This is a genomic window from Armatimonadota bacterium (assembly GCA_029907255.1).
Classification (GTDB): Bacteria; Armatimonadota; UBA5829; order DTJY01; family DTJY01; genus JAIMAU01.
Genome location: JARYMF010000008.1, coordinates 143,535 through 164,764 on the forward strand (window position 1 = coordinate 143,535; position 21,230 = coordinate 164,764).

Sequence of the window (21,230 nt, forward strand, 5' to 3'; positions counted from 1 at the left end):
ATGAAGTCTAATGTAATAGCGATTATTTTGGCTTTGATTTTAATCGTATCAAGTTCCTGTTTTGCTGCTAAAGAACCCAATGCTCCGAATCGCCCTTTGGTGTTGATTGTCCCAATCACGCTCACAGTGGATGGGAAAGATTCCCCGAGCGACCCTGACGTTATAGCTGCGGTATCGAAGCTAATGGCGGAAAGTGGTAAAGTTGACACGCTTATATTTGACCCCGATTTGCCAACCGTCACCAGAGCAGTATTCGAGGGAAAGTTGAAATCAGAGGCAATTAGGAAGGTTTCGGATGCATCGAGGGCAATGGAGATTGGGCGTGCGCTTAACGTTGGTTATACTCTTATATGCCGAGGAACAGTTGTAGGAAACCAGGTAGATGTGGCTCTCGAACTGCTTAAAATTCCGTCTGGTGGCAGATGGGTTGCTACCTCTGGTAGTCTTATTGCCGAAGGGATGGGCTCCATAGCTGATATTAATAGAAAGAACGCAATTTTGACGGCGGCAAGCTCTGCTGTATCCCAGATTGCCATTATGGCTTTTGGAGGGGCTGTAGCTCAACCTGCCGATAAACCACCTGAATATGTGCCAGTTGTGGCGGTGCCAAAGATTTCTGAGCCGAAGCCACGCAACATTCAGGCTGAATATGAACAACACGTAAAGCAAGCAGATGAATATATTCAGAAGAACGATTTAATTAACGGCATTCATGAATTGCGAGAAGCAATTAACCTTAATCCATCGAATTCAGGGAGCCGCGTCAAGCTTGCAGAACTCTATTGGAAACTTGGAATGGTGGATGAAGCAATTGATGAGTGCCGCCGGGGGTTGCTTTTTAATAAGGACGATGCATCTCTAATAACTGCTTTAGTCCAGTACTATATAACAACAGGTAATCTTGAGGAAGCTGCCGCGGAATGCCAAAAAATTTTGCAACTCGAGCCGCAAAATGTTAAAGTCCGCCTTAGTCTTGGGGATATTTATTGGAACCAGGGCAAGATTGACGAGGCGGCAAAGACTTATGAGGAAGCAGCAGAGCTCAATCAAAAAGATGCCGCGCCGCATGAAAAGTTGTACAAACTATATGCTGCAAAGCGCATGTATACGGAGGCGCTGAAACATTTAGTCAAGGCTAAAGAAGTAGCGCTTGGTGATAATCCAACTGCCGCCGAACGCCATGGGGTTCTCGCTCAAGTTTTGGAAGAACGGTTCAATGCATTGTTAGAGAAGCTGAAAGTTGCATCCGAAGACTATAGTCGGCAGAAGCTCAGCAGGGAAGATTATTACCAAGAATGCAAAGATGCGGATGCAGAGGCAGAGGGACTTGCGACGTTTATTTCAAGCCAAAACAGCTCTGACAATCTAAAGGAGGTGCTTCCCAGGGCTGTGCTTGCGACAAGTCTTCTAGCTCAAGCAACTGGTAGCCTAGTCTTGTATCTTGAAACCGAAAAAAAACAGTATATGGAGCAGGCGTCAATTTTGCAGGATGAAGCAAAAGCAGAGTTAGCAGCCTTTCTCAGCGCTATAAGGCAAAGATAACATAAGAGCTTAGTCAAATGTCTTTTATGGAGAGAGGTTTTGTAATGAATGGAGTTGCATCCGCTGGCAAGACAATTATTGCTATAGGGGTGTTGTTGATAGTAATCGGCGGGGTTATTCTCCTGCTGTCAAAGGTTTCGGGAGGGCGAGGTCATCCGTTGCCCGGTGATATAGCCATTCGGTGGGGAAATGTAAGGATTTATTTCCCAATTGTTACCAGCATAGTGATTAGCATTGTGCTGACACTGCTTTTCATGGTTTTTTCATGGTTGAGCAGAAAATAAGTGTAGCAGGACCATGCGGATAAGCGAGTTTGATTATGACCTACCGCCCGAGCTTATCGCTCAGGAGCCCCTGCCGGAGAGGGATAAATCAAGGCTGCTCGTATTATTTCGCAAAACGGGCCGCATCGAACACCGACATTTTTATGATCTTCCTGAGTACCTTAATCCTGGCGACCTTCTGGTGATGAACAACACGAGGGTAACTGCTAAGCGGCTCAGGGGAGTTAAGCCAACAGGCGGCAAGGTCGAGGTTCTTTTGCTACACGAGGTCGGCCCAAATAAGTGGGAGGCATTAGTCAAACCTGGTAGACGCGTTGAGCCTGGCACGGTTGTAAACTTTGGCGATAATTTGAGCGCCGAAGTGATTGCCCGGACAAAGGAAGGTGGCCGCATCCTTGATTTTGGCGATGCGCCGGAGGTGAGAGAGGCAATCGAGCGGATTGGAGAAGTACCTCTGCCGCCATATATAAAAAAGGGGCTTAGGTTAGCAGAAAGATATCAGACAGTTTACGCGCAGGTTCCGGGTTCGGCGGCAGCGCCAACCGCAGGTCTCCATTTTACACCGCGGCTTATATCGAAGATACGCGAGAAGGGGGTCGAAATAGCGTTCGTAACTCTCAATGTTGGCGTTGCAACGTTTCGACCGGTAAAGACTGAGCTGATTGCCGAACATCCGATGCATAGCGAGATGATTTCCGTCTCTCCAAAAGCTGCAGAGATGGTAAATTCAGCCAAGGGGCGCATAATTGCAGTTGGGACGACTACCGCAAGGGCGCTTGAAAGTGCGGCTGTGGGCAGACGAAAAATCCAACCCATGGAGGGTGAGACAGGGCTTTATATCATTCCTGGTTATGAGTTTAAGGTTATTGATGGGTTGATAACAAACTTTCACATGCCTAGGTCTACACTTTTAATACTTGTCTCAGCTTTTGCAGGGCGAGACAATATAATGCGAGCATACGAGGAAGCAAAAAGGCTGAAGTATAGATTTCTCAGCTTTGGCGACGCAATGCTTATAGTATGACCGGGGGGTTGAGATTATATGCGTAGCCTTGAGGAATGGACAAGGTACCTTGAACGCCAAGAGCAGGCGCTGAAGGAAGCGAAAAGCGAGGGGCTTGAGAATGATAAAAACCATACCGCTCCTGCCGTGGAGGGCGTTAAAGCTAAACTTACTAAGGAAGAATATACAGAGACAAATGCTTCTGCGCCAATACTGCCCAAAACTAAGATTGCAGCGAAATCAAGACTAAATGCAATGGCGAATCTTACCTTGACTGGCGAAGAAGTGGCACAGCGTTCATACAAGCCTTTCAAAGAAACGCGTGAACAGCTTCTCGAACGTCTGCTAGATCCTGAACTTACGCTTGAGGAAACAGCTCGTTTGCTGAACTGTTGTCCAACGACCGTTCGACGCTACACAAACAAAGGGATCTTAAAGCATATTCGCACAGGAGGCAACCAGCGACGCTTTAAGCTGTCTGACGTGCTGGAGTTTTTGGAGTCGCGCAAGGTTTCTGGAAATGAAGATTAGCGGTGGCAAAGTTTAGGAAATTTAAGCTCTGTTGGTAAACATTTATATGGAATCTCGGCTAGCATAAAATTAAGATTGAAACACCTTGGTCGCTTTATGAAAATTACAAACGCCGATGGCGCAGTAGTCGCTGAGAGAGTTGAATCAGCAAGAGGCTTTCTTTCACGTTTAATCGGATTGATGGGCCGCAGGTCTCTGGCAAAAAATTCAGGATTGCTGATGCACGGATGTTGTCAAGTCCACACTTTCTTCATGCGATTCCCAATCGATATAATTTACGCTGACCGCGAGCTTCGCGTGCTGAGAGTGGACGTTAACGTACCTCCTTGGCACATTCTACCAAGATGTAACGGCGCTTCCTATGTAATTGAACTTCCTGCAGGTGCAGGCAGTGTTTCCATCGGAGACAAGCTCAGGCTGGAGGATGCCTGCGCATGAGGGTTTTCATCTTCAGTGAGAGCTATGAGCCTTTGTTAAATGGGGTCGCCGTTTCTGTTGGAACGCTAGCAAAGGAGCTAAGAGCACGTGGGCATGAGATTTACATTGTGACTTCTTCCTATCGCGGCTACAAGGACTCAGACCCGCATGTTTTTCGTGTTCCTGCAATACGGACCTGGATAGACCCAACCTACCCAGTGCCAATCCCGTGGTTTAATCGAATTCCAGAAAAGATTCGTGAGCTTAAGCCAGATATTATTCATACGCATACACCTTGGATGCTCGGCCAAGTGGGTCTTAAATTGGCAAAGCAGATGGGAATTCCCTGCGTCTCAACTTGCCATACGCAATATACGGAATATGTACATTACTTTCCGCTTGCTCCTCAGAAGGCAAAGCGATTGTTCATAATAAACTTGATGCGAAGATACTACAATCAGTGCAACGTGGTGATTGTTCCTTCAAAACAAATGATGGAGATGCTTCGAGGCTTTGGTGTGCAGGCCCCGATATATATTATTCCAACAGGCAATGCCCTTGATACGACGATGGATTCCAAAGTAAGGGTGCAAATCCGCCAAAAACTGGGAATTCCTGAAGATGCTCGTGTGCTTATCTATGTTGGAAGGCTTGCTAAGGAGAAAAACCTACAGTTGATTTTTGAATCTTTCGATAAGCTTGCTCAGAGGTATAGTGATCTTTACTTACTAATTGTTGGTGGCGGGCCATATGAGTCCCAAGCCAAGCAGATTGCTGCATCCCTAAAATCATCTGACCGTGTCGTATTTGCCGGCGCAATGCCAAGGTGTGAAGTGGCGAAATATTATTCGGCAGGCGACATTTTTGTATTTCCTTCAACGACGGAAACGCAGGGGCTAGTGCTATGCGAGGCTCTTGCTGCAGGGCTTCCTTGTGTGGCTGTTCGAGCAGGTGGAATTCCGGAAATGATAAATGACGGAGAAGAGGGCTTGCTTACTGAAAACGATGTGGAAGACTTTGCAGAGAAAATAGAGCTATTACTTATTGATGAGCAGTTGTATAAGCGTTTTTCCGTCTCGGCGGTTCGAAATTCTGCTCGTTTTACCCCAGCTGAAATGGCAACAAAAGTGTTGGCAGTCTACGAGTCCCTGCTTGCGTGAGCTTTTATAAAAGTGAGAAATCGTGGCGTGAGACTGCTTTGCCCGCATTTCATTGTTTTGTGTAGGTGGAATATTACAGAAAGCACTTGATAAAATAGGAGAGACTACCTTACTCCTACGAGGTAGAGCCATCCGTCGCCACAGTAGATGAGGATTTGACGACAGTCATTAGAAGGGATGCAAGTTCGAATAACACCACCAAGGGTAAGCTTCGAGCGAATCTTTCCATCGCTTTGTATATTGTAAAGGCTGGACTTTCCGTCAGATGCAATGACCGATGAGCCTGTGGGCGAAATGGCTACAAGCCGTGGGCTGAAAAATAGCCCTCCCTTTTCCCAGAGAAGGTTTCCTTTTGCACTGTATACCTTAATTTTTCGTTCTAGCATGTGCGAACGCGAGCGACTCAAATATTTTGTAAAGCTTATCGCAACATACTGGCTTCGAGGGGATACACGGGCAAACGGCTCAAATCCCTCAACTTTCTGCCGCCAAAGCAGGCGGCCTTGCGTATTCCATAGGCATACCTCTGTCACAGGTCTATGCTGTGAGCCAGGTTGAACCCCTAAGATAGTGTTTCCATCGGCACTCACTTGAAGGTCATACTGGCGGTCATTATAATGTCCATATCGCCATAGTAGCTTACTTTTGAGGTCATAGCATGCGATTGTAGATTTTTGCCAAGTTCCCGCAACTATTCGCTGACTATCAGGAGTGAATGTTAGCGAATGAACGATGCCTTCCAGCCGCCATCGCCTCCACCGCGGACGGATTGGGTAGGGTGGGTAAAGGTAAAGATAACATTTGCCTGTTCCAACAGCCACATAGTCTCCATTAGGAGAGACAGCAGCCGACCATATGCTGCCGGAAACATCATGCCTCCAGTATAAATTGTTATTGAGTCGAAAATAGTGAACGGTTGTACGAGTCGGATCAAGTTTTGTAAATACTAATAGACTACTACCATTTTGAGCTATAAGGGCATCGGTTGCGCCTTCGATTTTCTTTTGCCATATCAGCCTTGCATTTTTATCGTAGAAGCGAACATTTCCTTCGGTATCCACTGTGCCGAAATAGTTGCCGCCCGGCGCAATTGTAAGAGAAACTGGGGGCTTTATTGGTCGTTTCCAAATGAGATGTAAATCGTCACCAACTGCTCCATTTATTCCTGCAGAGAATAAAAGGATAATGGCGGCAATAGTGACATAGGGGATTCGTTTGGGCAAAGGTACTACTGCTGTGATTCTTGCACCATACGTATGAAATATTCGTGAATCCTGGTGTCGGTGGTCAGCTCGGGGTGGAAGGCTGCCCCCAGAAGGTTTTTTTGCTTTACAAAAACAATCTTTTCGTTGCATCGCGCAAGTACCTCCACGCCGGGATTTGCTTTCTCGACATATGGGGCGCGAATGAAGATTGCACGGAATGGCGGTTTGCCGAGTGCTTCGATATCCAAATCCACTTCAAAGCTGTCCACCTGTCGCCCAAATGCATTGCGAAGAACTGTTACATCGAGCAGTCCTAACCTATGTTGATCGCTACCGACGATTTCTTTCGCAAGCAATATCAGACCAGCGCAAGTTCCAAAAATTGGCATACCCCGCCCGGTAGCCTCGATAATCTTCTTATCGAGATTATACCGGGCGAGGAGTTTGCCTATGGTGGTGCTTTCGCCGCCGGGGATTATTAGCCCCTGAACGGAGTCGAGCTCTTCATGCGTTCGCACAGGTATTGCCTGCTCGCCGCATAATTTAATGGTATCAATATGTTTTTGAAAAGCCCCCTGGAGTGCGAGGACACCGATTGTTAGCGTTTTACCCAACTCCTACCAACCTCGAACTGAAAGGAGTTCGTTCTCTGGAATCTGCCGAATGTCGAGACCGGGCATTGCGCTGCCTAGGCCCATGGAAAGTTCGGCAAGAATCTCGGGTTTGTCATAGTAGGTCGTTGCGTCTACAATTGCCTTGGCACGCTTCACAGGATCTTCTGACTTAAAAATGCCCGAGCCGACAAAAATGGCTTCTGCGCCGAGCTGCATCATGAGCGCTGCATCTGCAGGGGTTGCTATACCTCCAGCCGAGAAGTTTGGTACAGGGAGCTTGCCTGTTTCCGCAACCTCAAGCACCAATTCGTATGGTGCATTCATACTCTTTGAGTATGCCATAATCTCATCACGGCGCATGGATTGTAGCCGGCGGATTTCCGACATTACTGACCGCATGTGCCTGACTGCCTCTACAATGTTTCCAGAGCCAGCTTCACCCTTGGTGCGAATCATTGCCGCCCCTTCGCCGATGCGCCTTAGGGCTTCTGCAAGATCACGGCACCCACAGACAAAAGGCACTTTGAACTGATGCTTATCAATATGGTGCATTTCGTCAGCCGGCGTGAGCACTTCGCTCTCGTCAATGTAATCTACACCAAGCGCCTCCAGAATCTGTGCTTCAACGAAGTGGCCAATCCTCACTTTTGCCATTACTGGTATGGTAACAGCATCCATGATTTCTTTAATTTTAATGGGGTCGGCCATTCGCGCCACACCGCCCTCACGGCGGATGTCGGCTGGAACTCTCTCAAGTGCCATAACTGCAACTGCGCCGGCTTCTTCGGCAATTTTAGCTTGCTCGGCGTTAGTTACATCCATAATAACGCCGCCTTTTAGCATCTCTGCCAGGCCAACTTTTGTCCGCCATGTGGATTTTTGAACATCCGTCATAACCTATCACCCCTTGATTTGGCTCACTCGCTTTCAGCCATCTTGAGCAGCCTTTCCCATTGGGTATCAACCTCTTTCTGGATTTCTTCAATAATCCATTGGTTCTCCGGCTTCATAAGATGACGGAATTTTGTCTGCTCTTTTAGGAACTCTGTGATTGGCAGCTTTTCCTTTGGCTTGTAGGTGAGCCTGTATTTTCCATTCTCAACTTCATATAAAGGCCAGTAGCATGAATTTACCGCGTCGCGTGCAATCTGTATTGCCTTTTCTGGCGGGAAAGCCCATCCAAGACGACATGGAGACAAGACATTAATAAATGTTGGACCATCCGTATTGAGGGCTTTTTGAACTTTAGTAACAAAGTCGTTCCAATGACTTGGCGAAGCCTGGGCGCAATATGGAATGTTGTGTGCAACCATTATTGCAGTCAAGTCTTTGCTTCTTTGTTTCTTTCCATAGGATGCTTTGCCAACGGGTGATGTGGTTGTTTCCGCACCCAAGGGCGTTGCGCTAGATCGCTGAATACCTGTGTTCATGTAAGCCTCGTTGTTATAGCAAATGTAAAGCATCCTATGTCCGCGTTCCATTGCTCCTGATAGCGACTGTAGCCCAATGTCATACGTTCCACCATCGCCGCCGAATGCAATGAAGCGAATTTCTTTGTCAAGCTTCCCTTGTTTCTTTAGTGATCTGTAGGCCGCTTCCACGCCGCTTATTGTTGCCGCCACATTTTCGAACGCACTGTGAATGAAGGGTACTCTCCAGGCGCTAAACGGAAAAATGGTTGTTGCTACTGACATACATCCCGTTGCTGCGCCAACTACCACTGGGGTATCCGTCGCAGCCAAAGCCTGACGTATTATTGTAGGGAATGTGCATCCGGCGCACGCGCGATGCCCACCAGAAAGCAATTCACCTTTTTTTGCTAGTTCTTTTAGATTTGCCATTTTTTCTCCTTTACTCACGTACTCCAAGGTAGTTAATTGCCTTGTAGGGGCGCTTGCCATTCTTGGAGATTGCTTCAAGTTCCTCATAGACAGAGGCTATGTGGCTGAGGTTAATGTCTCGGCCACCTAGCCCGTAAACATAGTTCACAACCAGAGGACGTTTTTCACAATCATAGAGTGCAGAGCGAATCTCGGCATAAAGTGGGCCGCCGGTTCCAGCCATGGCGTCCGAACGGTCAAGAACTGCAACCGCCTTCATTCTGCACAATATTTCGGCTATCTGCTTCTCAGGGAATGGCCGGAACACGCGGAGCTTGAGCATTCCTGCTTTCATGCCCTTCTCGCGCAGTTCGTTAATAACGACCTTCGCTGTGCCAGCGGTGGAGCCAAGGACAACGATTGCCAGCTCTGCGTCATCCATGTAGTACTCTTCAAATAAGCCATACTTTCTGCCAAACTTCTCTCCAAATTCTTCGCCGATTTTTTCAATGATTGGAAGAGCATGGAACATCGGCTCAGCCTGGGAGCGTTTGTGCTCGAAGTAATAGTCAGTGAAGTCTAGCGAGCCTACGGTAATTGGATGTTCCACATCGAGCAATGCATACTTCGGTTTGTATTCGCCGATAAATTCTCTGATGTCTTTGTCGTCGTAAACTTCGACCGGTTCCATCCCATGGCTGATGATAAAGCCATCGTAGTTGACCATTACTGGAAGTTGTATATCGTCATGCTCGGCAATTCTGACCGCCTGAAACAGGTTGTCGTAGACTTCTTGTGCATTTTCTGAGAATATCTGTATCCAACCAGAGTCGCGTGCTCCCATGGAATCGCTATGGTCGCAGTGAATATTAATAGGAGCGCTTAATGCTCTATTAACCATTGGCATTACAATTGGTAGTCTCAAGCCTGATGCTATATACAGCATCTCCCACATTAATGCTAAGCCTTGCGATGAAGTAGCAGTCATTGTGCGAGTGCCTGCGGTTGCCGCACCAATTGTTGCACTCATGGCGCTATGTTCGCTCTCCACGGTAATTAGCTCAGTGTTAACCAGTCCATCGGCAACATAGCTGGCGAATATCTGCATGACTTCGGTTTGCGGAGTAATGGGATAAGCAGCAACCACATCGGGGTTAATCTGCTTCATAGCCATTGCCGCTGCTTCGTTGCCCGTAAGGGCTATTCTTTCTTTGGTAATCGTAGCCAATTTTATCCTCCTAACCTTCCGTCACTTCGTCATATGCTCGCTGGATTGCTTTGATATTTCCCTCAATGATTTCAGGCCTTGAGCGGAATTTCTTCTCCAGTTTTTTGCGTGTGTCTTTGAGCATTTCTTCAAAGTCTAGTAGGCCTGTAACTTTTACAAGTGCGCCCATCATCGGTGTGTTGGGTATATCCCTACCGATCGTTTCGCGAGCAATTTTTGAAGCATCAACTGTGTAAACCTTTTGTCCATTAAGCTTCAGCATCTCACGAAACTTGGAAGCCGGTAGGCTGCTGTTAATCAGTATTATTCCGTTTTCTGGTAGCCCCTGCGTCACGTCTATGTTGCCGATAAGAGTTGGGTCGAGCACAACTACGATATCGGGCGACGTGACGTGGCAGTGCAAGGTGATAGGCTGGTCGCTGATTCGGTTGAACGATTGGACGGGTGCTCCCATCCTTTCAGGGCCATACTCGGGGAATGCTTGCATGTATTTTCCTTGTCCGAGCACGGCTTCTCCAAACAGTAGCGCAGCCGTTTTGGCACCTTGCCCACCTCGGCCGTGCCACCGTATCTCGGTTAGCTTTGACATTTTTAGATGCCTCCCTTTTATTTGTAACAAGCGACGGGTGACGGGTAAGGAAGCATTTTCCTCGAATTGTGTGAGGCATTAGCCGATTACTCGTCACTCGTTACTTGTTATCTTACATTTCCCGTCTCCACTCGAGGGCGCGAATAAGCGTTGCTTGGTCTGCGTAATCCAAATCACCTCCAACCGGCATGCCGTGGGCAATTCTGGTTACCTTTACACCCATGGGTTTTAGGATGCCAGCCAAGTACATTGCTGTCGTATCACCCTCGATGGTTGGGTTTGTCGCCAAGATAATTTCTTTAACGTTGTTTTCTATGACCCGTTGCTGAAGCTCGCGGATTCGAAGCATCTCGGGGCCAATGCCGTCCATTGGCGAAATAAGACCTTGAAGGACGTGATAAGTCCCCCGAAATTCGTTTGTTTTCTCCATAGCGATGACATCGCGCGGTTCAGCAACCACACAAATAGTTGTTTTGTCTCTCTTGTCGCTTCGGCATATATCGCAGATATCTTCATCTGCGAAGTTACAGCATATTTTGCACTGGGTAATACGTTCCTTGACTTCTTTGATAGCTTCTGCTAGAGTAGCGACTTCGTCGGGCGGAGCCTGTAGAATGTAAAATGCAAGCCTTTGCGCTGACTTCGGTCCTATGCCCGGCAGCTTTTCAAGAGCACCTACCAATTTAGCTAGCGGTTTTGCGTAGTACATTATTTACTCAACCAACAAATCAGAAAACAGAGTATTGCAAATTTAGACTATGGCCTCTTTGTTTTACATGATGCCTGGAATGGGCAAGCCCCCCGTGACCGCCTCCATCTTTTTCGCTTTTATTTCGTTTGCTTTGCTTATCGCCTCTCTGACGGCGCTTGTGACGAGATCCTCTAGCATCTCAACGTCGTCGGGGTCTACAACTTTAGGGTCGATCTTTACTTCTACAATTTCGCCCTTTCCAGTTGCGACCACTTTTACCATGCCGCCGCCTGATGTGGCTTCGACTCTCTCTTCGTTGAGTTCCTCAGCGGCTCTTTCGATATCTTCATATAGCTTTTTTATTTGCTTCATCATGCCGCCTAGGTTTCCTAGTCCCCCTAGGTTGGCGAATGGATTGCTCATCGTATCCTCCTAAAATTCCAGGAAACCTGTTAGTCGTCCACAAGCTCTCCTTCAAACATATCGAGCACACTGCGGAGTGTTTCGTTGTCATCAGTAGCTGCAGCTGGCTCTTGGAATGGGTCCGGCAGGTCTTCCTCTTCCTCTGGCTTTGGGATTGTCCGCCGAGGAGCCGCTTGTTCGGACGCTGTCTCGCAAATTATCGGAATGTTCGGTGTCCCAAAAACTCGTTCAAAAGCCATTTGGAACACACGCCGTTTTGATGGAATGTCAGGCTTCTCCTTCTCGTTCATTATTAATACGCAGTGCCCTTCGTGTTTAAAGTGCAAGACAAGAGCATTTCCACGTATCGCTACCGGTTTGCTTTCACTGAAGAGGACGTGCGCCGGCAGACTTATGCTCCGAATGTGTTGGAGAACCTGGTTCCATTTTTCCAATATTGTATCAAATTCTGGTATTTTTTTCTCGTCGGTTGCTTGTTTTGCCGAAGATACAGGTCTTGCTTGTCGAATTTCAAGCTGAGCCGATGTTGGCTTTTCACGCCTATCGGGCTGTGATGCCGTTTGGGTGGATGGTTCGCTCGGCGCAGGGACAGGAACAGCTATTCTAGCTTGCTGAGGATTGGCGATTCTGATTGCTTTTAGAAAAGCCATCTCGGTGATGAGACGGTGCTGGTCGCTTAAGCGGGCTTCACGCTCGGCTTCTGAGAATGTCTCCACAAGGCTTATCAATTCGGGCTTTTTGAATTTTGCTGCTTGCTGAGCCAACTTTTCTGATGCTTCCTTGCTTGTGCCGAGCACATACTGGTCCTTTGTTACTGAAGCGAATAGAAGGTTTCGAAAGTGCTCAGCAAGAGAGCGGAGAAGTTGGCGCAGGTCTTTTCCAGATGCCACTGCCTCCGCTGCCATTTCGAATGCCCCAGGCTCATCTCCTTCGGCGATGACATCGGCCATTCGGAATAGGAAATCTTGGGTAACCGTGCCAAGAACTTTGTAGACGTCATCTACTCGGAGCTCGCCATCCGTATAGGCAAGCACTTGTTCCATTAGGCTTAATCCATCTCGCCACGAACCATCTGCATTTAGGGCAATCAGGTCAAGGGCTGCATCTTCAGCTTTGATGCCTTCGCTATTTGCTACATAAGCAAGCCGAGCTCGGATATCTGCAATTGACCCGCGTCGGAAGTCAAATTGCTGACATCTAGATCTGATGGTAATCGGTATTTTATGGGGCTCGGTAGTCGCAAGGACAAAAATGACATAGGATGGAGGCTCTTCTAATGTTTTAAGGAATGCATCTTTTGCGTCACCTGAAAGCTGGTGTGCCTCATCGATGATAAAAACCTTGTAGCGAAGAGCCATCGGAGGAAATTTTACGTTCTCGCGAATCTTTGCAACATCGTCAACTCCACGATTGGAAGCAGCATCCATCTCGATAATATCGATTGCTGTTCCCTCATTTATGCTTTTGCATGCGGCACATTCGTTGCAAGGATTTGGAGTTGGTCCCTTCTCACAATTGAGAGCCTTGGCAAGCAGGCGAGCTGTTGTGGTCTTCCCAGTGCCCCTTGTCCCGCAAAATAAATATGCGTGTCCAATCTTCCCGAGTTTGATGGCGTTCTGAAGGGTCCTGGTAATGTGCTCCTGCCCCATTACCTCTTCGAAAGTTTGCGACCTGTATTTTCTATAGAGTGAGACGTATGCCATGTTTCTTAGTTGACACGAAAATAGCAGTATCCTTGTTGGGGATACTGCAAAGCAAATTACCAAACTTGTTTGATCGTGCACCTGCTTTCGATAAGGCACCCCAAGTGATACCGCACGTAGCCAACTCCGGCCAGGAAACCCTGCGGCACACGGGCGAACTTACTTACCGCTGCTTCCTTCCGGACCTGACGGGGTTCATAAGCCGGCCGTTGCGCAGGACCCGGCCATCAACGCCGCTTGCGGCGGCCGAACCTCAAAGTGCCAGACCTCGAGCAGGAATTCGACCCCGCTATAGCGGATTGCGGGTACAGGGCACCGCTAGCTCCCCGTCTAGCACGATCAAACACTTTAATAATTATACCAGGTCGTTCTTAATATTACCAGCCTGCTAGATTATATCTTCGCGCTTTAGGATAATGACTTTCTTTATTTTTCGGAGGCCCTTGACCGAGTTGTCGGGGTAATTCTTTACAACAATTCCTTCGCCGCTCCAACCTACTATGTCTTGTATATCGCGTGCGGCGTTGCGTGGATTGAAGAAAATGCTAAGTTTGTATTTACTGGCTTTTAGCGGATATTGCTTTGGGTCTTTGCTTAAGTCATATTCGCGCGAGAATTTTCCGCCACGCACGACTATGCCGTGGATTCCGGTGTCGTAAACAAGGGTTTGGTTTGGATCAACTTGCCAGCTTGCCTCTTCTAGGGTTGGTTCTTTGTAGCCGAAATCGGTTAACGTGACTTCCACTCGTGCGCCATCCGGGAGGTTCGTGTGCCCGCTTATGAGAAACTGTTTGGGGCCAAGCCGCCGGAATGTCGCCTCAAAGTTTACAGCTAATGGATGGTTGGCTAGCTTGCTGCGCTCCATTTGTTGGATTACTATTCTATCGTAGTTCCTCTTTGAAATAGCTAGATCATACGATGCGTCAGGGTCGTTTGGATTTTTTTTAAGCCTGCGCTTGGCGTCGGCTATGCAATGCTTCCATTGAGCAATGCTTTCATCTATCCTTCCGGCCCTTTCAAGTGCGTGCGCCACGCATCTTTGGACGCGCCCGGGTGCCCCGCGTTCCTGCGCTTGCTTTAGCCAATATGCCGCTTCGTCATAGTTGAGAACTTTCAAAAAGTACATCGTAAAGCCCATTTCGAAATAAAGATCCCAGAGCTCGGAATTGTTTTGAATTCCTTCAAGCAAGAACTTCATACCGGGGTAAAGATATCTTCTATCTGCACGCTCTTCAAAATCTACAAAGTTATAAGCCAAGTGCCATGCCCCAACCGAATATACAACAAGCTGATGAGGGTCAAGCCAGGTAATCATTCGGCTAAGTGGAACAATTGCATCATAATTGCCAGTATGAAAGAAGTCATTCGCGCGAACCCAAAGGAGTCCTGCTACGACTTCGCGGAAGCCAATAACCGTTCCGAATACAAATTGGCTTGGAAGAACAACGGGGTTCGACCCAAATTCGGTAACTACGGAAGCAACACCCCGACCAGGTTGGAATTGTGCACGTTGGGGGTCTATGACCATTTGCAGCTTAACGATTACAGGCAGAAGTATGATGACAATGCATATGAGGATGATTTTAGTGCTTGGCTTCACTTGGTCATCACACCTCCCGCCTCTCAAAAAGTAGTATGGCGATTATTAATACAACCGAGGCATATACGATTGCATATAAAATGTTTTCAACATAGTACGTTAGTTCGTTTTTTATTACTACTTCTGGGTGGATTAAAGGATTTTGGGTGAAGAAGTTTGCAAAGTTCGGCACTACGTAATGCAGAAAGGCGAAGAACCATCTCACGATTAACGCTTTCTCAGGTAGTCTGCTCAGGGAGAGTGTTACTGAGGAAAGACTGCCAATTATATACATCGCCGATGTTAGGAAAAAGTTTACGACAGGGGTTGTGAAAACGGAAAACAGAATCGCCAACGATGTTAGGAGAAATACCTGGAAGAATATCATAAGAATGCCTTTGAGCAATGCCCATTCTACATGCCATCCCATCTTCCAGGCGACCATCGCCATAAAGACGACAGTCATCAATGACAAGTTTACCAAAAGCGTCAAAACACCGCCGACGAATTTTCCCAACAAGAACTCATGCCGCTTAACAGGCTTTGACAAAATCGTGTAAATAGTGCGCTTGTCTATCTCCGACGGAATCAGATTGATGCCCATGACGACGGCGATAAACATGCCAGCGATGGCGATAACGCCTAGTCCCATGCTCTTTATGATTATCATCTCTTCGCGCTCGGAGAAAAACGCGAATGATACCGAGAAAGCGATTAGGGCAATGGCCACCAGTAAGAATATGTTTAGGATCTTTTTTCTCCATGCTTCTCCAAATGTGGCCTTTGCAATAACCATTATGCTCATCTGCGTTCCTCCCTGATTGTTTCGACGAAAAGGTCTTCAAGAGTCCTACGCTGCGGAATTACGGAGATTATCCGACCATTCATTTGCCGAATCATGTCTATGGCGTCGTCAACTTTCGGCCCTGCTTCTTCATGTACAACTATCGAACCATTGTTAGTTTGCAAAGTCGGATATGCCTCGCGTAGCTTTGCGAGTGCTTGCTCGCCTAATCCTTGAGCAGTAATTTCTACTTTCCCATGGGCTAGAAGGTCTTTAAGATATCCGATTTTGAGCAACCTGCCTCTGTTTAGTATTGAGATGCGATCGCAGACCATCTCGACATCTGAGAGCTGGTGCGAGCTTAGGAAGACTGTCTTTCCTTGTTCTTTAAGTTTCAAAATCAGGTCTCGGATGTCCATATGTGCAATTGGGTCAAGACCTGATGTAGGCTCGTCAAAGAAGAGTAGCTTGGGGTCATTTACAAGTGCTTGGGCTATACCAATTCTTTGAAGCATGCCTTTTGAATATTGGCTTAAGGGTTTGAACCTATCTGCGTAAAGCCCTACTGTTTTGAGGAGTTCTTCAACCCGGCGTTTTCGCGTATCAGCATCGAGGCCGAATAACCTGCCATAGAAGTCGAGAACCTCTTGCCCCGTCATGTATTCGTAGAAATAGGGGCTCTCCGGCAGGTAGCTTATTTCTTTTTTTGTCTCAATATCTCCTGCAGGCTTTCCTAGTACGAATGCTTGCCCGGCTGTAGGGTACGTGAGACCAAGAAGCATTTTGATTGTAGTTGTCTTTCCTGCGCCATTGGGGCCTAGAAAGCCAAATATTTCGCCTTCGTAAACCTCTAGGTTTAAGTTTTCAACTGCGTTGACAAGGCGTTTTGGCATATAAAGGCGGTAGGTTTTGGTGTAGCCCTCAATTTTGATTGCAACTCCCATGCATTACCTCCGAGTGGTTCCATAAAAACGGCAGCGAATGCTGCCGTGGCTCAGTATACAGAAGAGCTGATATAGTGTCAAGGCAAGTGGCGCCCTTGTATATAGCAGCTACCCCTTGGTTTTTCACTAGCGTTAGTTTAAGCTCTAGTATTACTACGGAATTTAATCACACTAGGTTCCTAAGTGGCGTTTTGGTGCTGCTGATAGACGATGTTGAAGCTGTTGGGTTATCGGTGACGCATAGCAACAAAGCAAACTTGGCTAGGGGTGGCTATTATTGAAAAAAATATATTTCATCATTTCAGGGCACGTTTAGATATTTTAAGACTTTCTTGTGAAATCTTACCGTTTATGCTTCCTGCAATTATAGTTGACAAATGAAGCAAAGGCAGGTATAATTAAGCTAGAAAGTCGCAAAGGAGCTTTTCGCGTGCAGTTTGGAGTTCACAACCAAACCAATTATTGTTTAGTAAAAGAAGGTGTGGTTTGCACCAGCGCAATCAGCGGCATTCGAAGCCGCCGATTGAAGCTTGTCGAGGACAATTTGTCGAAATACCGTAAATCAGTCCTTGAGTATGTCTGCACGTGAACCCGCTTGTGCTATGCATTAAGCGGGTTTTTTCGTTTGAAAGTTCCTGTTGGCTTTTCAAGCAATTGAATGGAATAGCAGCTATGAGTCACGAGGTATTAGTTCTAAATAATGATTATGAGCCGCTGAATGTTTGTAACCTAAGGCGGGCGATTGTTCTTGTTTACCTTGGGAAAGCTGAGGTTCTTCACACGAACTCGAAGGTTATAACAACTCTCAACGGATCGTTTGACTCGCCGACCGTGGTCAAGCTGCGCTATCATGTGAAGCGTCCTATACCTGAGCTCAAATTATCGCGAAGAAGTATTTTCGCTCGTGACAACTATACCTGTCAGTATTGCGGTCAACAGTCCCATGACCTTACGCTCGACCATGTGATTCCAAAACGACTTGGTGGCAAGTCTACGTGGGAGAACCTCGTCTGCTGTTGTCGGAAGTGCAATAGCAAGAAGGGCGACAAAACTCTTAAGGAAGCTAATATGACACTTATCCGACAGCCGCGTCGACCAAGGTATGTGCCATTTATAAGCATGACTAAATATCTTGAAGGTGCGCGGAACGAGCATTGGCGTATGTATCTGCCAATCTTTGGCGATCTGCCCGAAGCGGCCTCTTAGCAAAAAGTGTGAAATTTCAATATGGCAACGTTGACTGTCCCCTCAATAAATGTTAAAATTCTAACGTAAGGCGGAGTACCTCAGTTGGTTAGAGGAACCGGCTCATACCCGGTGCGTCGGCGGTTCGAGTCCGCCCTCCGCTACCAAGATTCCAAAGCCCGCTTTAGCGGGCTTTCTTGCTTTATAGGTTGTCAATGTAATCCTTTTGCGCGGTGGATAGTACCTAGGTAGCTGGAGTTTCGACGCCAGTTTATCCTCAATGTGGAGCTTTAAGGTGCAAGTGATTCGATTTTCCAGGTTGTCGTCAGCGTATGAGTGCCCGCGAGAATATTGCTACCAGGCGCCGCAAGCGTCCAAGTAATGGCTACACTGCCGGATGTAGCATCCGCATTTCCCTGAAATACTGGGGTGAATGACGATGAGCTCAGAGTGCCGGAAAAACCTGTTCCATTAACCGCCGAGCTGGTTGTCCAGCTTATTTTTGATGCAGGTATGTATTCACCGCCTTCAGCTGGACGAGTGAAATTCACTGAATTGGCTTGTATACTCATGCGAATTCCACAGCCTGGTGTAAGGATTGCATCACTAAATTCGGCAATAGTTGGATTTGGAGTACCAATTGTAGGAAGTTCAGCATTCATAACTAAAAAACTTATAGAAGCTGGTAGAGTTATGTTGACACTGTCGCCGTTAACGCTCCCTAGCATGATTATGTTCAGCACAAGGCTTAGCATAACGGAAATTTGTATTATGGTTGGTTTTTGACAGGAACAAATGCTAATCATTACAATTCTGTATGCCATTCTACTGGCATGATGTGCACCAGCTTCCCCCTTTCGTCAAGGGTAAATTCAATATCGGTTACGCATTTATCAGGTTTGAGTTCGATTTCGACGCTATCGTTGCCACGCACAATATATCGTTTTGGCAGAGCTTCTACTGCGATTCGAATGCGATAGCGGCCAGGTTCTAGATTGCAAAAAGTAAATACCCCATCCCGACCTGTAGCGGTTGCACGGTCGGCAATGCATACCGGTATGTCTGGCAAACCTTCGTCAAGGTCAAATCTGCCGTTGCCATTTTTGTCTAGATACACTCGGCCTGATACACAACCAAGGGGTATAAGGTGAAAATCCAATTCTTGCTTCGATTCCCGTGTGACTGCAATATCCCGTATGGCGCTAGTGAGTTTATAATCCGCTGGGACACTTTCTTCAGCAACAGTTGCTTGGTAGGCTCCCGTTGGAACGCATTTAAAAAGATAACGCCCATGTTTGTCAGTTATGGCGGAATATGGACCCAGGCGAACTGTGATGTTCTCGAGCGGTTGTCCTAATTGATCGGTGACTGTTCCCGCAACTTCCCCGCCGCGTGCTGGAACCCATGTAGGCCAGGTCTTCTTGAGCATCACGAGGAAACCTCGCTTACCACGCAAGTTATCTACAAATTGGTAAGGGCTTAAACGGCCGTAGTCAAGTATTAGAGATAATCCGTTTGAAAGCTGATGGTCTAGACGAACTCTTAGAAGATCAGAATCCGCTAAATTAGGAAATCCGCTTATGGTCTGCAGGGTGGTCTGCTTGGAAAGCCTGAAGCTTGCGATGAGCTGTTGCTGATTAGCTGCACAGCCGCCTTGAGAGTGCCTAGTTAATTGATAGTCAATATGCACTCTTTGGTTTAGCAGCATCGAGAGCGAGCTTATTAAGCTACTGCCAGAATTGTGAATTTCCAGATTTCGACCCGTAAGGCTGTCTACCTTGGAGGAGTTTTCTTGGTAGCGCACAAAGAGGTTTGCTTTGTTTGAAAGTGGTATCGTAACTCCGACGCCGTGCCCTGTTGAAGACTGGTTTAAAACTTTGTGTTCTGTGCGGTCAAGTGTTAGAGCCCAGCGCTTCAACAAAGGAAACCTTAATCCGAGGGTTCGGAATAAAGACTCTTGGTCGTTGGCATCGGTAGAGGAGCTATAACCATAAAAAATAGATGTGGTTGGTGTGATTTGAAAAGATGCAAATATACCCGACGAATGACCAAATCCAGAAGGCAAGTGGCGTAGGAATGCGTAAACTTCAAATGGATTCTTATCACATCGAACTGATAAGTATCTCGATTCGTCCGTCGCTATTTCCCCATTGAGCTGCACATATTCGTTTAAACGCACGGCGTCTCTGTATGTTACTATTGCTTCGGGATTCGTTGTCTTTTCTGTTTTCATATAAGCACCAAGGTAGGGCCACCTGCCGCCGGCGTCCCAAGTGTAGCGGATTCCTTTCACTAGACCCCATATCTCGCTATACAAGTCGCCTCCCTCAAAGCCACGGCCACCTTCTTTGTCAAGCCATCTGAAATGGCTATTATGCAACCGTGTACCTTGGTTTCCTTTGGTAACTAGCGCCCATAAGTCTGTCTCACCACCCCAAACCTTGCCGTTTGCCGTCAGTTCAAATCCCCAATCAAAGCCTTGCACGTGCCCAATGCCAACGCCAATATTGAGCTTCTCCTTTGTCGGAGGTAGATTGATGCTGGAGGGTTTATTCTTGGTAATTTGGGGCATGTTTTTTTGTTGGGTCCTAGGCTTTGGGATAATAAGTGCTCGCCATCCGTCGCCGATATCGTTTTGTTCGTTTAGTCCAGGTATAGGCAATATAGGGCGGCTGAAGGTGACGCGCTTGTTGGAAGAATCTACTGTAACTACGAGACCGCTTAGTTTTGCGATGGCATGGGGATCCAAAAATAAGCAAAAACCCTGTCTCATCGCGGGAAGGGTTAGCGGTGTTACTTCATCACGACAGCTCAGTACCCCGGCGCCGTCAGTCCACTGCCACAATCTGCCATCCACACTTCTAAGTAGCAGACTTTGCCCTTCAACTGAGGTATGAATACCAAGTGGTGGGCCAATACCCGTGGAGTTTAGAAGTACGCTCCCTGCTACGGGTATAGGAGAGGCTGCTTGAGTTAGGTCAGTCTCTTCGTAAAACACTTCCCATGATGAGCGTTCAGCGTGGCTGCCCGCACGTGAAAAAAAACATATGACGCCAATGATGGCGGTAATGCAAAGAAAAGCTCGAATCGTTGGCATTACCTCCCATCGGTGTCTGCCGGTCTGTTGATTTGTAGTTCTTTCTCGGCTCCCATCAGGTAGTCAAGACCAACGTCAATGATTACTCTGACTTTATATGTGCCAGACGGTAGTATGTTAGGATTGGGTAGGGGAGCGCTGAATTCGCATGTATTCACCGGCTCCGGTAGCAGTGGTTCACCGCCAATTTGCACCGTAGCAACTGGATTCTGTTCGCCAGGTTTGTAAAACTCAAACGTGCCATTTACTTTAAGGGGAATATTGCCATCGTTTTTCAACGTTACGGCAACTTTTTCAGCCGTGATGCGAACACCAGTGATCTTGGCAGAGCGGGTTGCATTGGGTATCTCGATGAAAATTCCAACGGATACAGAACCCCTAAAAATCACTGAAACGCCTGATGGTTTAGGTGCAAGGGGGTCGGGAATCTC

The 21,230-nt window shown here is 47.2% G+C and carries 23 protein-coding genes, 1 tRNA gene and 1 other RNA gene; 9 read left to right on the forward strand and 16 right to left on the reverse strand.

The features are described 5' to 3' along the window. The 6 genes from QHH26_09260 (at window position 1) to QHH26_09285 (ending at window position 4,937) form a co-directional block, all read left to right on the forward strand. Entirely contained in the window at window positions 1–1,542 is a 1,542-nt protein-coding gene (locus tag QHH26_09260; GenBank protein MDH7482143.1) for a tetratricopeptide repeat protein, read from the forward strand. A gap of 44 nt (window positions 1,543–1,586) precedes the next feature. Next, the gene (locus tag QHH26_09265) at window positions 1,587–1,826 is read left to right on the forward strand and encodes a DUF2905 domain-containing protein (GenBank protein MDH7482144.1); all 240 of its coding nucleotides are present in this window, start codon (window positions 1,587–1,589) and stop codon (window positions 1,824–1,826) included. 13 nt (window positions 1,827–1,839) lie between these two features. Then, entirely contained in the window at window positions 1,840–2,850 is a 1,011-nt protein-coding gene (queA, locus tag QHH26_09270) for a tRNA preQ1(34) S-adenosylmethionine ribosyltransferase-isomerase QueA (GenBank protein ID MDH7482145.1), read from the forward strand. 18 nt (window positions 2,851–2,868) lie between these two features. After that, complete coding sequence (locus tag QHH26_09275; protein ID MDH7482146.1) at window positions 2,869–3,360, forward strand: helix-turn-helix domain-containing protein; 492 nt, start codon at window positions 2,869–2,871, stop codon at window positions 3,358–3,360. Between the two features lie 96 nt (window positions 3,361–3,456). Further along, a complete protein-coding gene (locus QHH26_09280; GenBank protein MDH7482147.1) occupies window positions 3,457–3,798 on the forward strand; it encodes a DUF192 domain-containing protein in 342 nt (113 codons plus the stop codon). Next, window positions 3,795–4,937 carry a glycosyltransferase family 4 protein gene (locus tag QHH26_09285; protein MDH7482148.1) on the forward strand — a complete coding sequence of 381 codons (1,143 nt, stop codon included), beginning with the start codon at window positions 3,795–3,797 and terminating at the stop codon, window positions 4,935–4,937. Before QHH26_09280 ends, QHH26_09285 begins: the two co-directional genes overlap by 4 nt. Before the next feature lie 104 nt (window positions 4,938–5,041). Here the strand turns inward: QHH26_09285 and QHH26_09290 are convergent, their stop codons facing one another. The 13 genes from QHH26_09290 to QHH26_09350 all read right to left on the reverse strand — a co-directional run bounded on the left by QHH26_09290 (window position 5,042) and on the right by QHH26_09350 (window position 16,517). Continuing rightward, on the reverse strand, window positions 5,042–6,160 hold the full coding sequence (locus tag QHH26_09290) for a WD40 repeat domain-containing protein (GenBank protein MDH7482149.1): 1,119 nt from the start codon (window positions 6,158–6,160) through the stop codon (window positions 5,042–5,044). 5 nt (window positions 6,161–6,165) lie between these two features. Further along, window positions 6,166–6,756, reverse strand: coding sequence for a pyridoxal 5'-phosphate synthase glutaminase subunit PdxT (gene pdxT / locus QHH26_09295; protein MDH7482150.1), 591 nt, complete (start codon window positions 6,754–6,756; stop codon window positions 6,166–6,168). A gap of 3 nt (window positions 6,757–6,759) precedes the next feature. After that, window positions 6,760–7,650 carry a pyridoxal 5'-phosphate synthase lyase subunit PdxS gene (pdxS, locus tag QHH26_09300; protein MDH7482151.1) on the reverse strand — a complete coding sequence of 297 codons (891 nt, stop codon included), beginning with the start codon at window positions 7,648–7,650 and terminating at the stop codon, window positions 6,760–6,762. Between the two features lie 23 nt (window positions 7,651–7,673). After that, complete coding sequence (locus tag QHH26_09305) at window positions 7,674–8,597, reverse strand: thiamine pyrophosphate-dependent enzyme (protein MDH7482152.1); 924 nt, start codon at window positions 8,595–8,597, stop codon at window positions 7,674–7,676. 10 nt (window positions 8,598–8,607) lie between these two features. Then, entirely contained in the window at window positions 8,608–9,750 is a 1,143-nt protein-coding gene (porA, locus tag QHH26_09310; GenBank protein ID MDH7482153.1) for a pyruvate ferredoxin oxidoreductase, read from the reverse strand. A 64-nt stretch (window positions 9,751–9,814) separates the two neighbouring features. Beyond that, window positions 9,815–10,393: a 2-oxoacid:acceptor oxidoreductase family protein gene (locus QHH26_09315; protein MDH7482154.1), complete on the reverse strand. Its 579-nt coding sequence runs from the start codon at window positions 10,391–10,393 to the stop codon at window positions 9,815–9,817. A 112-nt stretch (window positions 10,394–10,505) separates the two neighbouring features. Further along, window positions 10,506–11,105 (reverse strand): recombination mediator RecR, encoded by a 600-nt coding sequence (gene recR / locus QHH26_09320; protein MDH7482155.1) that lies wholly within the window; start codon window positions 11,103–11,105, stop codon window positions 10,506–10,508. A 60-nt stretch (window positions 11,106–11,165) separates the two neighbouring features. Next, on the reverse strand, window positions 11,166–11,507 hold the full coding sequence (locus QHH26_09325; GenBank protein ID MDH7482156.1) for a YbaB/EbfC family nucleoid-associated protein: 342 nt from the start codon (window positions 11,505–11,507) through the stop codon (window positions 11,166–11,168). A 29-nt stretch (window positions 11,508–11,536) separates the two neighbouring features. Continuing rightward, on the reverse strand, window positions 11,537–13,210 hold the full coding sequence (gene dnaX / locus QHH26_09330; GenBank protein ID MDH7482157.1) for a DNA polymerase III subunit gamma/tau: 1,674 nt from the start codon (window positions 13,208–13,210) through the stop codon (window positions 11,537–11,539). 73 nt (window positions 13,211–13,283) lie between these two features. Next, an RNA gene (gene ffs / locus QHH26_09335) (signal recognition particle sRNA large type) lies at window positions 13,284–13,549 on the reverse strand. Window positions 13,550–13,598: 49 nt separating this feature from the next. After that, window positions 13,599–14,810: a hypothetical protein gene (locus QHH26_09340; protein ID MDH7482158.1), complete on the reverse strand. Its 1,212-nt coding sequence runs from the start codon at window positions 14,808–14,810 to the stop codon at window positions 13,599–13,601. Between the two features lie 7 nt (window positions 14,811–14,817). After that, entirely contained in the window at window positions 14,818–15,594 is a 777-nt protein-coding gene (locus tag QHH26_09345) for an ABC transporter permease subunit (protein ID MDH7482159.1), read from the reverse strand. After that, window positions 15,591–16,517: an ABC transporter ATP-binding protein gene (locus QHH26_09350; GenBank protein MDH7482160.1), complete on the reverse strand. Its 927-nt coding sequence runs from the start codon at window positions 16,515–16,517 to the stop codon at window positions 15,591–15,593. Before QHH26_09350 ends, QHH26_09345 begins: the two co-directional genes overlap by 4 nt. A gap of 430 nt (window positions 16,518–16,947) precedes the next feature. On the opposite strand from QHH26_09350, the gene QHH26_09355 reads away from it, so the two are divergent. From QHH26_09355 to QHH26_09365, 3 genes are all read left to right on the forward strand, one after another. Further along, window positions 16,948–17,106: a hypothetical protein gene (locus tag QHH26_09355; protein ID MDH7482161.1), complete on the forward strand. Its 159-nt coding sequence runs from the start codon at window positions 16,948–16,950 to the stop codon at window positions 17,104–17,106. Window positions 17,107–17,189: 83 nt separating this feature from the next. Then, on the forward strand, window positions 17,190–17,723 hold the full coding sequence (locus tag QHH26_09360) for an HNH endonuclease (GenBank protein ID MDH7482162.1): 534 nt from the start codon (window positions 17,190–17,192) through the stop codon (window positions 17,721–17,723). Between the two features lie 69 nt (window positions 17,724–17,792). Continuing rightward, window positions 17,793–17,869: transfer RNA gene (locus tag QHH26_09365), tRNA-Met, on the forward strand. Between the two features lie 123 nt (window positions 17,870–17,992). On the opposite strand, the gene QHH26_09370 is transcribed toward QHH26_09365, so the two are convergent. The 3 genes from QHH26_09370 to QHH26_09380 all read right to left on the reverse strand — a co-directional run. After that, entirely contained in the window at window positions 17,993–18,364 is a 372-nt protein-coding gene (locus tag QHH26_09370; protein ID MDH7482163.1) for a hypothetical protein, read from the reverse strand. Between the two features lie 143 nt (window positions 18,365–18,507). Next, on the reverse strand, window positions 18,508–20,799 hold the full coding sequence (locus tag QHH26_09375; GenBank protein MDH7482164.1) for a carboxypeptidase regulatory-like domain-containing protein: 2,292 nt from the start codon (window positions 20,797–20,799) through the stop codon (window positions 18,508–18,510). After that, window positions 20,799–21,230, reverse strand: a 432-nt coding sequence (locus QHH26_09380; GenBank protein MDH7482165.1) for a hypothetical protein, incomplete at its 5' end; no start/stop codon positions are given. The genes QHH26_09380 and QHH26_09375, both read right to left, overlap by 1 nt.

Excerpts from the sequence above, each read along its gene's own strand:
- porA (MDH7482153.1), bottom strand. The coding sequence starts at position 9,750 with ATGGCTATGAAGCAGATTAACCCCGATGTGGTTGCTGCTTATCCCATT.
- QHH26_09265 (MDH7482144.1), top strand. The coding sequence starts at position 1,587 with ATGAATGGAGTTGCATCCGCTGGCAAGACAATTATTGCTATAGGGGTG.
- QHH26_09285 (MDH7482148.1), top strand. The coding sequence starts at position 3,795 with ATGAGGGTTTTCATCTTCAGTGAGAGCTATGAGCCTTTGTTAAATGGG.
- pdxS (MDH7482151.1), bottom strand. The coding sequence starts at position 7,650 with ATGACGGATGTTCAAAAATCCACATGGCGGACAAAAGTTGGCCTGGCA.
- QHH26_09275 (MDH7482146.1), top strand. The coding sequence starts at position 2,869 with ATGCGTAGCCTTGAGGAATGGACAAGGTACCTTGAACGCCAAGAGCAG.
- queA (MDH7482145.1), top strand. The coding sequence starts at position 1,840 with ATGCGGATAAGCGAGTTTGATTATGACCTACCGCCCGAGCTTATCGCT.
- dnaX (MDH7482157.1), bottom strand. The coding sequence starts at position 13,210 with ATGGCATACGTCTCACTCTATAGAAAATACAGGTCGCAAACTTTCGAA.
- QHH26_09305 (MDH7482152.1), bottom strand. The coding sequence starts at position 8,597 with ATGGCAAATCTAAAAGAACTAGCAAAAAAAGGTGAATTGCTTTCTGGT.
- QHH26_09375 (MDH7482164.1), bottom strand. The coding sequence starts at position 20,799 with ATGCCAACGATTCGAGCTTTTCTTTGCATTACCGCCATCATTGGCGTC.
- QHH26_09260 (MDH7482143.1), top strand. The coding sequence starts at position 1 with ATGAAGTCTAATGTAATAGCGATTATTTTGGCTTTGATTTTAATCGTA.
- QHH26_09345 (MDH7482159.1), bottom strand. The coding sequence starts at position 15,594 with ATGAGCATAATGGTTATTGCAAAGGCCACATTTGGAGAAGCATGGAGA.
- QHH26_09325 (MDH7482156.1), bottom strand. The coding sequence starts at position 11,507 with ATGAGCAATCCATTCGCCAACCTAGGGGGACTAGGAAACCTAGGCGGC.
- QHH26_09350 (MDH7482160.1), bottom strand. The coding sequence starts at position 16,517 with ATGGGAGTTGCAATCAAAATTGAGGGCTACACCAAAACCTACCGCCTT.
- QHH26_09360 (MDH7482162.1), top strand. The coding sequence starts at position 17,190 with ATGAGTCACGAGGTATTAGTTCTAAATAATGATTATGAGCCGCTGAAT.
- QHH26_09315 (MDH7482154.1), bottom strand. The coding sequence starts at position 10,393 with ATGTCAAAGCTAACCGAGATACGGTGGCACGGCCGAGGTGGGCAAGGT.
- QHH26_09280 (MDH7482147.1), top strand. The coding sequence starts at position 3,457 with ATGAAAATTACAAACGCCGATGGCGCAGTAGTCGCTGAGAGAGTTGAA.
- QHH26_09370 (MDH7482163.1), bottom strand. The coding sequence starts at position 18,364 with ATGAATGCTGAACTTCCTACAATTGGTACTCCAAATCCAACTATTGCC.